Below are 14,641 nucleotides of genomic sequence, written 5' to 3' on the forward strand. Positions count from 1 at the left end.
GCCGCGTTCCTTGAGGACAGCAAAGCGAGCATCGAAGCGCGCAATTTCTATTTCAACCGTGATTTCCGCGAAGACGCCGGCCAGTCCAAGCAGGAAGAATGGGCGCAGGGCTTTCTGCTGCGTCTGGAATCCGGCTACACCGAAGGCACCGTCGGTTTTGGCGTCGATGCCCTGGGCACCCTGGGCTTCAAGCTGGACTCCGGTGACGGCACCTCCGGCAGCGGCCTGCTCAACCCGGATCGCTCCGGCGGTTCGCAGGACTACTACGGCGGCCTGGGCCTGACGGCCAAGGCGAAGATCTCCGAAAGCGTGCTCAAAGTCGGCTCGCTGCAGCTGAAGAACCAGGCCATCGGTTCCAGCGACAGCCGCCTGCTGCCGCAGGTGTTCCGCGGCGGCAACATCGTCTCCAAGGACATCGCCGGGCTGACCCTCGACGCCGGTTACCTCGACGAGGTCAACAACCGCAACTCCGCCGATTACGAAGACATGACGCTGAATCAGTTCACCCTGAGCGGAATTACCTTCGGCGGCAATCCCAACCAGTCGAACGAGTTCATCTTCGCCGGCGGCAACTACAAGCTCACCGACAGCCTCACCGGCGGTTACTACTACAGCAACCTGGAGGACATGTATAAGCAGCATTCCTTCAACCTGGTGCACGTGCTGCCACTGGGCGACAAGCAGTCGCTGAAAACCGACCTGCGCTACGCCCGCTCCACCGATGACGGGGTGAGCAATGTCGACAACAAGGCCTTCGGTGCGATGGTTACCTACGCGCTGAGCGGCCACAGCCTCGGCCTCGGCTACCAGAAGATGAGCGGCGACACCGGCTTCGCCTACGTCGGCGGTACTGACCCGTTCCTGGTCAACTACGTGCAGATCGGCAACTTCGCGGCCAAGGACGAAACTTCCTGGCAGGCGCGTTACGACTTCAACTTCGCCTCCATCGGCATTCCCGGCCTGACCTTCATGACCCGCTACCTGACGGGCGACAACATCGACCGCGGCGCGCTGGCGGATGGCAAGGAATGGGAACGCAACATGGACATCGCCTATGTGGTTCAGGAAGGCACCTTCAAGAACCTCGGCCTGAAATGGCGTAACGCGACCATGCGCAACAACTTCGGTCGCGATATCGACGAGAACCGTCTGATCGTCAGCTACACCCTGCCGCTGCTGTGACAGGCGCCGTCTGCTGAGTTGTTGCATCCAACTCGGCGGTGGCAGCACAAAAAGAAATCCCGGCCTGGTGCCGGGATTTTTTTTATCGCTTAGCGCTGCTGCGGGGCGGGTTGCTGCTGAGTGATGCAGTGGATGTTGCCGCCGCCGAGGAGGATCTCGCGGCCCGGCACCATCACGACCCGGTGTTCAGGGAACAGGCGCGTGAGGATCGCTTCGGCCTCGGCGTCCTGCGGGTCGTCGAAGCGCGGGGCGATGATGCCGCCGTTGACGATCAGGAAGTTGACGTAGGAGCCCGCCAGGCGGATCGAAGGGTCACGTGCCTGGCTGCCGGCGACCAGATCGACCCCGGCGCACTCTTCAGCGCTGGCGTAAAGCGGGCCGGGAATCGGCATCTTGTGCACGAGCAGTTGCCGGCCCTTGGCATCGCGTGCCTGTTCCAGCACGCGCATGGCGGCCTGGCAGCGCGGGTAGTTGGGGTTTTGCGGGTCATCGGTCCAAGCCAGCAACACTTCGCCCGGGCGTACGTAGCAACAGAAGTTGTCGACGTGGCCATCGGTTTCGTCATTGAACAGGCCATCCGGCAACCAGATCACCTGATCGATGGCGAGGTGCTCGTGCAGCACCCGCTCGATCGCCTCGCGATTGAGGTGCGGGTTGCGGTTGTGGTTGAGCAGGCACTCTTCCGTGGTGATCAGGGTGCCTTCGCCATCCACATGAATCGAACCGCCTTCGAGAATGAATTCCTCGGTTCGGTAGCGCGCGCAGCCTTCGATTTCGAGAATCTTGCGTGCGACTTGATCGTCACGCACCCAGTTGGCGTACAGGCCGCCCTCAAGACCGCCCCAGGCATTGAATGTCCAGTCGACTCCGCGCACGTCGCCCTGATCGTTGGTGACGAACGTCGGCCCGGTGTCACGTACCCAGGCGTCATCGGTGCTGATCTCGACGACACGAATCGCCCTGTGGTCCAGGCGCGCGCGGGCGTTCTCGTATTGGCCGGCGGAGACGCAGACCGTCACCGGTTCGAATTCGGCGATGGCCTTGGCCACGGCGGTGAACGCCGCTTGCGCCGGCTTGCCGCCGAGCCGCCAGTTATCCGGCCGTTCGGGCCAGACCATCCAGGTTTGACTGTGGGGCTCCCATTCGGCCGGCATGCGAAAGCCATCGGCACGTGGAGTAGTGGTCAAGGTCGTCATCAGGCTTACCTGCAGCTGGGTAGGATGGGCGTGCAGCGAGCCCATTCCTACGGACTTAATCAGTCGGTTCTCGGGTGGAGCGGTCAGGATTCGAGCGAACCGTCCAGCGTCTTGATCGGGCCATACAGGTTCGGCCGGCGGTCGCGGAAGCTGCCCCAGGCGCTGCGGATGTGCTCCAGCTGGTCGAGGTCGAAGGTGTGCATCAGCACGGCCTCGTCCGTTTCGTTGGCTTCCTGCACCTTGGCGCCGAACTGATCGGCGATGAACGACGAGCCATAGAAGTTGATGTGGTAGTCGCCCTGGTCTTCGCGGCCGATGCGGTTGCTTGCGACCAGCGGCATCAGGTTGGCGCCGGCATGGCCCTGCTGCACGCGCTGCCAATGGTCACGCGAGGTGATGTTGGAATCATGCGGCTCGCTGCCGATGGCGGTTGGGTAGAACAGGATCTCGGCACCCATCAAGGCCATGCTGCGCGCGCACTCGGGGAACCACTGGTCCCAGCAGATGCCCACGCCGATCTTCGCGTAGCGGGTATTCCACACCTTGAAGCCGGTATCGCCGGGATTGAAGTAATACTTTTCGTGGTAACCGGGGCCGTCTGGAATGTGGCTTTTGCGGTAGGTGCCGAGGTTGCTGCCGTCGGCATCGATGATCGCGATGCTGTTGAAGCGAGCACGTCCGGCCAGTTCAAAGAAGCTGATCGGCAGGACCACCTGCAGCTCCTTGGCGATTTTCTGGAAATGCGCAATGGCTTCGTTGCTTTCCACGGTGGTCGCCAGCTGCAGATAGTCTGGGTTGGGCTTCTGGCAGAAGTACGGCGTTTCGAACAGTTCCTGGATCAGGATGATCTGCGCCCCTTTGGCCGCAGCCTGACGCACCAGCTTTTCGGCATTGGCGATGTTGTTAGCGCGATCCCAAGAGCAAGCCATCTGGGTGGCGGCGACCGTGACGATGCGGGACATGGAGCACCTCATTAGGACAATAGGTGGTAGTCGATACAGGCTAGCAGGCGAGGTGCGGCATTGCTGTGTCACAGACGCCCGGCTGAAGCCAATCATGGATGCCTTTATAATCGATAAAAATCTGTTTTGGAAGCTATTAAATGTTTATAGCTGTTAAATATCGATGCTTATGCAGATATATATCGATATTATTTCTGCAACTACAGCTTCAGCGCCATACAGTGCTTCATAGCCTTCAATAGGCCGGTGGAAGAGAAAGCGTAGTCAGGCCGTGAGTTCAGTTACTCGGCTATCGTGGCGTTGCGAGCTTGGGCAGGTACAGCGGCAGGTAAAGGCTGAGGTAGGCGTCGAACACTCGCATGCCTTCTTCGGCCAGGCGTGGGGTGATGGTGCCGTGCAGTTGCACCGAGCGGGCGTAGACCCGATCACCCAATTCCATGGCCAGGGCGAACACGTCGATGTCTTCAGGCAGGCTTGGCAGGGCGAAGTGCCGCTCGAAAACCGCCTGCATCAGTTTGCCCAGCTCGATGTCGTGCTGACGGTCGGCCTGGGTCACTTCGGCCAGCCCGTGCTGGGCCAAAATCAGCTGCCGGGCCGCCGGATCCTCGCCATAGATGGCGAGCATGCGCAGCTCGACGATGCGCGACAGATCGCGCCAGGTCGCCAATGCCTCGTGTGCGATGGGCTCCTGCAGGCAGGCGCGAAATGCGCCGTGGATGTCCGCCGTCAGGCCTTCGAGCAGGGCCGGCACGCTGGCGAAAAAATGATAAACCGATGACGGAGGGATCTCCGCGCGCTCGGCGACGCTGTAGATCGACAGGCCGGCCACACCTTGTTCGGCCAGCAAGGCGCGGGCTGCGGCGAGAATGCCGGCGATTCGGGTCTGGCTGCTGGCGCGGGGTTTGCGGGTGGCGACGGGGCGCGACATGGCGTTCATCTCGGCGAAGGACGCGCTATTGGACGTCAGCCGGCGCTGCAGACGCAAGCGGCTGTCTAAGCCTTGGTGTTGCCCGCGATCACGCCGCCGTTTCAGGGGTACGCAGTCAGGGCGACGCAAAGGCTCGCGAGGTGAAGGCTGATTCGGCGGGATTGGCAGATAAAACAACGCCGGCTCAGGGCCGGCGTCGGGTCGTGCTTTAAACGGTGTGCAGGTACCAGTTGTACTCAAGGTCGGAGATCGAGTTTTCGAACTCGGCCAGTTCGCTCTCCTTGCAGGCCACGAAGATATCGATGTACTTGGGGTCGATATAGCGCGCCAGGATTTCGCTGTCGTCCAGTTCGCGCAGGGCGTCGCGCAGGTTGTTCGGCAGGCTCTGCTCGTTCTGCTCGTAGGAGTTGCCTTCCACCGGTGCGTTGGGCTCGATCTTGTTGACCAGGCCGTGATGCACGCCCGCCAACACCGCCGACAACAACAGGTAGGGGTTGGCATCCGCACCTGCGACCCGGTGCTCGATGCGCACGGCATCGGCGCTGTCGTTCGGCACGCGCAGGGCTACGGTGCGGTTGTCGATGCCCCAGCACGGTGAGTTCGGTACGTAGTACTGGGCACCGAAACGCCGGTAGGAGTTGACGTTCGGGCAGAGGAACGCCATCGACGCCGGCATGGTTTCCAGCACCCCGCCAATCGCGTGGCGCAATGCATCGTTCTTCACCGGATCATCACAGGCAAAGATGTTGTTGCCATCCTTGTCGAGAATCGAAATATGCACATGCAGCCCGTTGCCCGCCTGATTCGGGTACGGCTTGGCCATGAAAGTGGTGTCCATTTCATGGTCATAGGCAATGTTCTTCACCAGGCGCTTGAGCAGCAGTGCGTAATCGCAGGCCTTGATCGGGTCGGCGACGTGGTGGAGGTTGACTTCGAACTGCGCCGGGGCGCTTTCCTTGACGATGGCATCGGCCGGGATGCCCTGCTCCTTGGCGCCTTCGAGGATGTCCTGCAGGCACTCGGCGTATTCGTCGAGGTCGTCGATCAGGTACACCTGGGTCGAATGCGGGCGCTTGCCCGAAAGGGGCGACAGCGGCGGTTGCGGGCGGCCGTTCACGTTGGCCTGGTCGATTAGGTAGAACTCGAGTTCGAAGGCGGCGCAAATGGTAAGGCCCAGTTCGTCGAACTTCGCGACCACCTGGCGCAACACTTCCCGCGGGTCGGCGAAAAACGGCTCGCCTTCCAGCTCGTGCATAGTCATCAGCAACTGCGCAGTCGGGCGCTTCTGCCATGGCTCGTAGCACAGGGTGTTGGGGATGGGGAAACAGACACGGTCGGCGTCGCCGATATCCAGACCCAGGCCAGTGCTTTCCACCGTCGAGCCGTTGATATCCAGGGCGAATAAGGAAGCCGGCAGGTTGATGCCGCGCTCGTAAACCTTGTGGAGGCTTGCGCGCTCGATGCGCTTGCCGCGCACCACGCCATTCATATCTGCAATAAGAAGGTCGACGAACAGGACCTCAGGATGTTTCTTAAGGAACGCGTTCGCTTCGTTAAGCTGAACGGCACGCGGGGGTACCGACATGATGCAACACCTTTCTTGTTAAAAATATCAATCATGCGACTGCACAGGAGAGAGTCAATCTTAAACCCCTAGCACTGTCAAGACACGTGCATTCTGCCCTAAAAAAGGGCTCTGTGGCCAATTTCAGGGCGTTTCAGGGCATTTGCTCCCGGCCGCAGCCTCGGCTTTACGCGGTGCTCAGTGGGGTGTGTTCAATTTTTTACATGACTATTGTGTAAAAAAATGAACAAGGCTAAGCTCCGCTCAAACCCATAACAGCAATAAAACGGGTGTCTCATGTCGCGCCTGCCGTTGATCGGCGTCACCGCTTGCACCAAGCAGTTAGGCCCTCAAACCCACCATACCACCGGCGATAAGTATGTTCGCGCCGTGGTCGTGGGTGCCGGTGGGCTGCCGCTGATCATCCCTGCTCTGGCTGAGCTGCTCGACCTACCCGCGCTGATCGATAATCTGGACGGCCTGCTGTTTACCGGCTCGCCGTCCAACATCGAGCCCCATCATTACCAGGGCATGGCCAGTGCGACTGGCACCTCACACGAGTCCCAGCGTGATGGCACCACCCTGCCACTGATTCGCCTGGCGCTCGACGCGGGCATCCCGCTGCTCGGCATCTGCCGCGGCTTTCAGGAAATCAACGTGGCCCTGGGTGGCACCCTGCACCCGCGTGTGCACGAGGTGACGGGGCTGATGGATCACCGCGAACCGGCGGATCAGCCGTTCGATGTGCAATATGCACCACGCCATCCGCTGCGGGTGCAGCCGGGTGGTCTACTCGCCGGCCTCGGCTTGCCGGACGAGATTATCGTCAATTCCATTCATGGCCAGGGCGTTGCACGTCTGGCGCCGGGCCTTCGCGTAGAAGCACTGGCGCCTGACGGGTTGATCGAAGCCTTCTCCGTCGATGCTGCGAAAAGCTTCGCGCTAGGGGTGCAATGGCATCCCGAGTACCAGGTACGATCCAACCCGAATTATCTCGCCATCTTCCAGGCCTTTGGTGAGGCTTGCAGGAAGAGGGCGGGGCAACGTTGAGCCGACTATATATAGGTCGGCTCTCACCAACCCTGAGGTCTCTATGAGCACCAAACTAGACCAGCTTTCGAGCTGGCTGAAAGAACGCAAAATCACCGAAGTTGAATGCCTGGTCAGCGATCTTACCGGCATTGCCCGCGGCAAGATCTCCCCGACCAACAAGTTCCTCGACGAGAAGGGCATGCGCCTTCCCGAGAGTGTGCTGCTGCAAACCGTAACCGGCGACTATGTCGAGGACGACGTCTACTACAGCCTGCTCGACCCGGCCGACATCGACATGATCTGCCGTCCGGATGAAAACGCAGTATTCCTGGTGCCATGGGCCATCGAGCCAACCGCCCAGGTGATTCACGACACCTATGACAAGCAAGGCAACCCGATCGAGCTGTCGCCGCGCAACTTGCTGAAAAAGGTCCTGAAACTCTACGCCGACAAAGGCTGGCAGCCGATCGTCGCGCCAGAGATGGAGTTTTACCTGACTAAGCGCTGCGAAGACCCGGACTTCCCGCTGCAGGCGCCGATGGGCCGCTCGGGCCGCCCGGAGACTGGTCGCCAGTCGTTTTCCATCGATGCTGCCAACGAATTCGATCCGCTGTTCGAAGACATGTATGACTGGTGCGAGATTCAGGGCCTGGACCTTGACACCCTGATTCACGAAGAAGGCCCGGCGCAGATGGAAATCAACTTCCGTCACGGCGACGCCCTGTCGCTGGCCGATCAGATTCTGGTGTTCAAGCGCACCATGCGCGAAGCCGCGCTCAAGCACGACGTGGCGGCAACCTTTATGGCCAAGCCGATCACCGATCAGCCGGGCAGCGCCATGCACCTGCACCAGAGCATCATCGACCGCAAGACTGGCAAGAACATCTTCTCCAACGAAGACGGTTCGATGAGCGAGCTGTTCCTCCACCATATCGGTGGCCTGCAGAAATTCATCCCCGAGCTGCTGCCGCTGTTCGCCCCCAACGTCAACTCGTTCCGCCGCTTCCTGCCGGACACCTCCGCGCCGGTCAATGTGGAATGGGGTGAGGAGAACCGCACCGTCGGCCTGCGGGTGCCGGACGCGACGCCGCAGAACCTCCGCGTGGAGAACCGCCTGGCCGGTGCCGACGCCAACCCGTACCTGGCGCTGGCGGCCAGTCTGCTTTGTGGTTTCATCGGCATGGTCGAAGGCATCAAACCGAGCGCGCCGGTTAAGGGTCGCGGTTACGAGCGCCGCAACCTGCGCCTGCCGCTGACCCTGGAGGCGGCGCTGGAGCGCATGGAAACCTGTAAAACCATTGAGCAGTACCTGGGCTCCAAGTTCATTGCCGGCTATGTCGCGGTGAAGCGGGCCGAGCATGAAAACTACAAGCGCGTGATCAGTTCCTGGGAACGCGAGTTCCTGTTGCTGTCGGTGTAAAACGGCTGCGTTTGCAGAGGCCGGGCTTGCCGGCCTCTGCGGCGCTCGCGACGTACAACGTCGCCTATTAAAGGTGTGGATATGACTAACCCGGTTACCAATCCGAAAACCCGTGAATGGCAGGCCATGAGCCGCGACCATCACCTGGCGCCGTTCAGCGACTTCAAGCAGTTGGCCGAAAATGGCCCGCGCATCATCACCAAGGCCGACGGTGTGTACCTGTGGGACAGCGAGGGCAACAAGATTCTCGACGCGATGGCCGGGCTCTGGTGCGTGGCCGTCGGTTATGGGCGCAAGGAGCTGGCCGATGCCGCCTCCAGGCAGATGCAGGAGCTGCCCTACTACAACATGTTCTTCCAGACCGCGACGCCGCCGGCGCTGGAACTGGCCAAGACCATCGCCGAAATCGCCCCCGAGGGCATGAACCACGTGTTCTTCACGGGCTCCGGCTCGGAAGGCAACGACACCATGCTGCGCATGGTTCGTCATTACTGGGCGATCAAGGGCCAGCCGAACAAGAAGGTCATCATCAGCCGGCATAACGGCTACCACGGCTCGACGGTAGCCGGCGCGAGCCTGGGCGGCATGAAGTACATGCACGAGCAGGGCGATTTGCCGATTCCGGGCATCGTGCACATCCCGCAGCCTTACTGGTTCGGCGAAGGCGGCGACATGACGCCGGACGAGTTCGGCATCTGGGCCGCCGAGCAGCTGGAAAAGAAGATTCTCGAAGTCGGCGCGGACAAGGTCGCCGCCTTTATTGCCGAGCCGATCCAGGGCGCCGGCGGGGTCATCATTCCGCCAGACAGCTACTGGCCGAAAGTGCGTGAAATCCTCAGCCGTTACGACATCCTGTTCGTTGCCGACGAAGTGATCTGTGGCTTTGGCCGCACCGGTGAGTGGTTCGGTAGCGACTATTACGGCAACGCCCCGGACATGATGACCATCGCCAAGGGCCTGACCTCCGGTTACATCCCCATGGGGGGCTTGATCGTGCGCGACGAAATCGTCGACGTGCTCAACCAGGGTGGCGACTTCAACCACGGCTTTACCTACTCCGGGCACCCGGTAGCGGCGGCGGTGGCGCTGGAAAACATTCGAATCCTGCGTGAAGAGAAAATCGTCGAACGGGTCAAGGCAGAAACGGCACCGTATTTGCAAAAGCGTCTGCGTGAACTGGCCGACCACCCATTGGTGGGCGAAGTGCGTGGCGTCGGCATGCTCGGCGCGATCGAACTGGTCAAGGACAAGGCAACACGCACGCGCTATCCGAGTGAGCAGGGCGTGGGCATGATCTGCCGCGGCCACTGCTTCAATAACGGGCTGATCATGCGCGCGGTGGGCGACACCATGATCATCTCGCCGCCACTGGTCATCAGCCCGGCGGAAATCGATGAACTGGTCGCCAAGGCGCGCCACTGCCTTGATCTCACCGCGCAGGCGGTGTCGGCTTAAGGGGTGTAACGTCTGAAAGTTGTAAAAAGTGCCCTGTCCTTGCCAGACTGCGCCAGTGCGTCAGTCAGGCTCACCGGGAGGTGGTGCAGGTTGGCTGTATCACCCGCTGGCAAAACAATTACGACAACAGGAGCTGTAAGCATGAAAACATTCGGCAAAACCCTTCTCGCGTTGTCCCTGGTGGGCGCCATTACTGGCGTTGCGCAAGCCGAGGATAAAGTGCTGCACGTCTACAACTGGTCGGACTACATCGCCGAAGACACCCTGGCGAATTTCGAGAAAGAGACCGGCATCAAGGTGGTTTACGACGTTTTCGACAGCAATGAAACCCTGGAAGCCAAGCTGCTCTCCGGCGGTTCGGGCTACGACGTGGTGGTGCCGTCCAACCAATTTCTGGCCAAACAGATCAAGGCCGGTGTGTTCCAGAAGCTGGACATGTCCAAGCTGCCAAACTGGAAGAACCTCAACCCCGACCTGATGAAAGCGCTGGAAACTGCCGACCCAGGCAACCTGTATGCCTTCCCCTACCTGTGGGGCACTACCGGCATCGGCTACAACCCGGAGAAAGTGAAAGCGGCGCTGGGGGTGGACACCATCGATTCCTGGGACGTGATCTTCAAGCCGGAAAACATGGAAAAGCTCAAGTCCTGTGGCGTTTCCATGCTCGACGCACCGGATGAAGTGTATGCCGCGGCGCTGCACTACCAGGGCCTCAACCCGAATCCGACCAGCGTTGAAGATGTGAAGAAAGCCGAAGAGCTGTTGATGAAGGTGCGCCCTTACGTCACCTACTTCCACTCCTCCAAGTACATCTCCGACCTGGCCAACGGCAACATCTGCGTCGCCCTGGGTTGGTCTGGCGATATCTTCCAGGCCCAAGCGCGCGCCGAAGAAGCTAAGAACAACGTGCCGGTGGCCTACACCATCCCGAAAGAGGGCGCCGCGTCCTTCTTCGACATGATGGCGATTCCTGCCGACGCGAAGAACGTCGAAGAAGCGCACATCTTCCTCAACTACATCCTCAAGCCGGAAGTGATCGCCCCGATCTCCGACTACGTGGCCTACCCGAACGGCAACAGCGCCGCAACGCCGCTGGTGGCCGAGGAAATCCGCAACAACCCGGGCATCTACCCGACCGAGGCGGCCAGCAAGAAGCTGTACACCTTCTCCGAGCTGAAACCAGCCGTACAGCGCGCCGTTACGCGCAGCTGGACCAAGGTCAAGTCGGGCCGGTAAGCCCTGGTAACAGGCTGTGATCGGTTTCTGGCGGGAACGCCCGCCAGAAACCTTGATGCAAAAGGATGCCGCAGAGCGGGTGGACTCATGGTCGATGCCCAAACTGACCCTGCCATGCGCGTCGCTACTGGTAGTCCTGGACAATCTTTTTTATCGTTCGCGCCCCTGGCGGTCCGCTCGACCCCCAAGAGCCACAGATCCGTTTTTTTGAAAATCTCGCAGGCATCTCCCCGCCTTCCACGGCGAGCGGGTTGCTCGAATCGATTCACTCAGTTCAACCGTCCGCCGGCCGGGCGCTACTTTTGTGGGGAGTTTGGGAATGGCAGTTGCTTCCAGTGCCTATAAAAAGGTCCTCGAGGGCGATCTGACACCGAAAGAGGTGCTGGTCAAGATCGAGCGCGTGACCAAGAAGTTCGATGAAACCGTGGCGGTCGACGATGTATCGCTGACCATCAACAAGGGCGAAATATTCGCCCTGCTTGGTGGTTCGGGCTCGGGCAAATCCACCCTGCTGCGCATGCTTGCCGGCTTCGAACGGCCGACCGAAGGGCGCATCTGGCTCGACGGCCAGGACATCACCGACCTGCCGCCGTACGAGCGGCCGATCAACATGATGTTCCAGTCCTACGCGCTGTTTCCGCACATGAGCGTGGCCGACAACATCGCCTTCGGCCTCAAGCAGGACAAACTGCCGAAAGCCGAAATCGACGCCCGCGTCGAAGAAATGCTCAAGCTGGTGCACATGACCCAGTACGCCAAGCGCAAGCCGCATCAGCTGTCCGGTGGTCAGCGTCAGCGCGTGGCCCTGGCCCGCTCCCTGGCGAAAAGCCCGAAACTGTTGCTGCTCGACGAGCCCATGGGCGCGCTGGACAAGAAGCTGCGCTCGCAGATGCAGCTCGAACTGGTCGAGATCATCGAGCGCGTCGGCGTGACCTGCGTGATGGTGACCCATGACCAGGAAGAGGCCATGACCATGGCCCAGCGCATCGCCATCATGCACCTCGGCTGGATCGCCCAGATCGGCAGTCCGGTGGACATCTACGAAACTCCGACCAGCCGCCTGGTGTGCGAATTCATCGGCAGCGTCAACCTGTTCGAAGGCCAGGTGGTCGAGGACATGGAAGGCCACGCGCTGATCGACAGCCCGGACCTGGAACGCAATATCTTCGTCGGCCACGGCGTCAGCACCTCGGTGCAGGACAAGAGCATCACCTACGCCATCCGCCCGGAGAAATTGCTGGTCACCACCGAGCAGCCGACCTGCGAATACAACTGGTCGCGCGGCACCGTGCACGACATTGCCTACCTGGGCGGTCACTCGGTGTTTCACGTCATGCTGCCAAGCGGCAAGGTGGTGCAATCCTTTGTTGCCAATGCCGAACGGCGCGGCGCACGGCCTACCTGGGACGACGAAGTGTTCGTCTGGTGGGAGGACGACAGCGGGGTGGCATTGCGCTCATGAATATTTCCCGAAGCATCAGCCGCCGTATGCCTAGCGGGCGCCACTTCGTCATCGGGGTGCCGTTCCTCTGGCTGTTCCTGTTCTTCCTGCTGCCCTTCATCATTGTCTTGAAGATCAGCTTCGCCGAAGCCGACGTGGCCATTCCGCCGTACACCGATGTGTACACCTGGGCGGAGAACAAGTTTTCCCTGGTGCTCAACCTGGGCAACTACATCTTCCTCAGCGAGGACGACCTGTACCTGTCGGCCTACCTCGGCTCGCTGAAGATGGCGCTGGTCAGCACCGTGCTGTGTTTGCTGATCGGCTATCCGATGGCCTACGCGATCGCCCGAGCCAACAAGGAAATGCAGACCGTACTGCTGCTGCTGATCATGATGCCGACCTGGACGGCGATCCTGATCCGCGTATACGCGTGGATGGGCATCCTCAGCAGCAATGGCCTGCTCAATGGCTTCCTGCAGTCCATCGGGGTGATCGACGAGCCGCTGCGGATTCTCAACACCGACATCGCGGTCTATATCGGCGTGGTCTATTCGTACCTGCCGTTCATGATCCTGCCGCTGTTCGCCAACCTCGTAAAGCATGACCAAAGCCTGCTGGAAGCGGCATCGGACCTGGGTTCGAGCAACTTCAACAGCTTCTGGAAAATCACCGTGCCGCTGTCCAAGAACGGCATCATCGCCGGCTGCATGCTGGTGTTCATCCCGGTGGTCGGCGAGTTCGTGATTCCCGAGCTGCTCGGCGGCCCCGAAACTCTGATGATCGGCAAGGTGCTCTGGCAGGAGTTCTTCAACAACCGCGACTGGCCGGTGGCGTCCGCCCTTGCAGTGGTGATGCTGGCGATCCTGATCGTGCCGATCATCCTGTTTAACCGTAACCAAGCCAAGGAAATGGAGGGCAGGGCATGAGTCATTGTCTGATGGGCCTCCTGTTCAACCGGCTTTCAATCCTCAATCAGGCCGAAGAAACGGAGGGCCGCGCATGAGACGTTACCGTTTCTCCAGCATCATGCTGTGGGTCGGCCTGGCGTTTATCTACCTGCCAATGCTGATCCTGGTGATCTACTCCTTCAACGGCTCGCGGTTGGTCACGGTGTGGGGCGGCTGGTCGCTGAAGTGGTACGCCGGCCTGCTCGATAACAGCCAGTTGATGGGCGCCGTGATGCGCTCGCTGGAAATCGCCTGCTACACCGCGATTGCCGCCGTGGCGCTAGGCACCATGGCCGCGTTCGTGCTGACCCGGGTGACCCGCTTCAAGGGCCGCACGGTGTTTGGCGGCCTGGTCACTGCGCCGCTGGTCATGCCGGAGGTGATCACTGGTCTGTCGCTGCTGCTGCTGTTCGTCGCCATGGCCGACCTAATCGGCTGGCCCGCGCAACGCGGCATTCTGACCATCTGGATCGCCCACACCACGTTCTGCTCCGCCTATGTGGCGGTGGTGGTGTCGGCGCGGCTGCGCGAGCTGGACCTGTCGATCGAGGAGGCGGCGATGGACCTGGGCGCCAAGCCCTGGAAGGTGTTCTTCCTGATCACCATCCCGATGATCGCCCCCTCGCTGGCGGCCGGCGGCATGATGTCGTTCGCCCTGTCGCTGGACGATCTGGTATTGGCCAGCTTCGTCTCCGGGCCCGGTTCCACCACCCTGCCGATGGAAGTGTTTTCCGCCGTGCGCATGGGCGTGAAGCCGGAGATCAACGCGGTCGCCAGCCTGATACTGTTGTCGGTATCGCTGATCACCTTCCTGATCTGGTTCTTCGCCCATCGCGCCGAAGAGAAACGCAAGAAAGCGCTGCAGCAAGCCATGGAAGAAACCACCGGCGCCAGCCGGCAGGCGGGTCCCGACAGCCGCCGCGATCCTTCGCAGCAACACGTCGCCGCTTAATCGGCGCGCGCAAAAAGGGCCACTTCGGTGGCCCTTTTTTATGGCGCTGTCGTTGTGTGCAGCGACCGCAGAGCCTTTTATATACCTGAAAAGCGCTCGACGTTCCGACCGCCGGTTAGGCTCGCGGCAGCAACTGGCAGCCTCGTTTCCGGTCTATCAAGTGTTCCTTCCACGCTGCCAGGCAATCAGGCGGCGGGTACCCAAGCTATTTACCGACTCAAACCCTCATTCCAGGGACGGGCAGCTCATGTTTATCGCCTCCCGCCATCGCTTGGTCGATGCGGGCGCCGCGATGCCGTAGCCCATGACTGTTGACGGAGCCC

General features: G+C 60.8%; 12 protein-coding genes. 8 read left to right on the plus strand and 4 right to left on the minus strand.

All coding sequences use genetic code 11. From position 1 onward, the window contains the following. Positions 1 to 1,182, plus strand: a 1,182-nt coding sequence (locus tag ACX0MV_RS16330) for an OprD family porin (RefSeq protein WP_458983210.1), incomplete at its 5' end; no start/stop codon positions are given. A gap of 89 nt (positions 1,183 to 1,271) precedes the next feature. Here ACX0MV_RS16330 and aguA read toward each other — a convergent pair. The 4 genes from aguA to ACX0MV_RS16350 all read right to left on the minus strand — a co-directional run bounded on the left by aguA (position 1,272) and on the right by ACX0MV_RS16350 (position 5,853). Continuing rightward, a complete protein-coding gene (gene aguA / locus ACX0MV_RS16335; protein ID WP_458983578.1) occupies positions 1,272 to 2,378 on the minus strand; it encodes an agmatine deiminase in 1,107 nt (368 codons plus the stop codon). 83 nt (positions 2,379 to 2,461) lie between these two features. Next, positions 2,462 to 3,340 carry an N-carbamoylputrescine amidase gene (gene aguB, locus ACX0MV_RS16340; RefSeq protein WP_458983579.1) on the minus strand — a complete coding sequence of 293 codons (879 nt, stop codon included), beginning with the start codon at positions 3,338 to 3,340 and terminating at the stop codon, positions 2,462 to 2,464. A gap of 289 nt (positions 3,341 to 3,629) precedes the next feature. Further along, positions 3,630 to 4,268: a TetR/AcrR family transcriptional regulator gene (locus tag ACX0MV_RS16345; protein WP_458983580.1), complete on the minus strand. Its 639-nt coding sequence runs from the start codon at positions 4,266 to 4,268 to the stop codon at positions 3,630 to 3,632. A gap of 208 nt (positions 4,269 to 4,476) precedes the next feature. Continuing rightward, entirely contained in the window at positions 4,477 to 5,853 is a 1,377-nt protein-coding gene (locus ACX0MV_RS16350; protein ID WP_458983581.1) for a glutamine synthetase family protein, read from the minus strand. A 276-nt stretch (positions 5,854 to 6,129) separates the two neighbouring features. Here ACX0MV_RS16350 and ACX0MV_RS16355 point away from each other — a divergent pair, with 276 nt between their 5' ends. The 7 genes from ACX0MV_RS16355 to ACX0MV_RS16385 all read left to right on the plus strand — a co-directional run bounded on the left by ACX0MV_RS16355 (position 6,130) and on the right by ACX0MV_RS16385 (position 14,318). After that, complete coding sequence (locus ACX0MV_RS16355; RefSeq protein WP_458983582.1) at positions 6,130 to 6,882, plus strand: gamma-glutamyl-gamma-aminobutyrate hydrolase family protein; 753 nt, start codon at positions 6,130 to 6,132, stop codon at positions 6,880 to 6,882. Positions 6,883 to 6,925: 43 nt separating this feature from the next. Further along, entirely contained in the window at positions 6,926 to 8,284 is a 1,359-nt protein-coding gene (locus ACX0MV_RS16360; RefSeq protein WP_458983583.1) for a glutamine synthetase family protein, read from the plus strand. Positions 8,285 to 8,365: 81 nt separating this feature from the next. After that, entirely contained in the window at positions 8,366 to 9,739 is a 1,374-nt protein-coding gene (locus ACX0MV_RS16365) for an aspartate aminotransferase family protein (RefSeq protein ID WP_458983584.1), read from the plus strand. 141 nt (positions 9,740 to 9,880) lie between these two features. After that, on the plus strand, positions 9,881 to 10,975 hold the full coding sequence (locus ACX0MV_RS16370) for a polyamine ABC transporter substrate-binding protein (RefSeq protein ID WP_458983585.1): 1,095 nt from the start codon (positions 9,881 to 9,883) through the stop codon (positions 10,973 to 10,975). A gap of 319 nt (positions 10,976 to 11,294) precedes the next feature. Beyond that, the gene (potA, locus tag ACX0MV_RS16375; protein ID WP_458983586.1) at positions 11,295 to 12,437 is read left to right on the plus strand and encodes a polyamine ABC transporter ATP-binding protein; all 1,143 of its coding nucleotides are present in this window, start codon (positions 11,295 to 11,297) and stop codon (positions 12,435 to 12,437) included. A gap of 26 nt (positions 12,438 to 12,463) precedes the next feature. Then, the gene (locus ACX0MV_RS16380) at positions 12,464 to 13,345 is read left to right on the plus strand and encodes an ABC transporter permease subunit (RefSeq protein WP_458983894.1); all 882 of its coding nucleotides are present in this window, start codon (positions 12,464 to 12,466) and stop codon (positions 13,343 to 13,345) included. Between the two features lie 73 nt (positions 13,346 to 13,418). Continuing rightward, positions 13,419 to 14,318, plus strand: a complete 900-nt coding sequence (locus tag ACX0MV_RS16385) for an ABC transporter permease subunit (protein ID WP_458983587.1) — start codon at positions 13,419 to 13,421, stop codon at positions 14,316 to 14,318. The last annotated feature ends 323 nt before the right edge of the window (positions 14,319 to 14,641 follow it).

It is taken from the genome of Pseudomonas cistanchae, assembly GCF_054483635.1.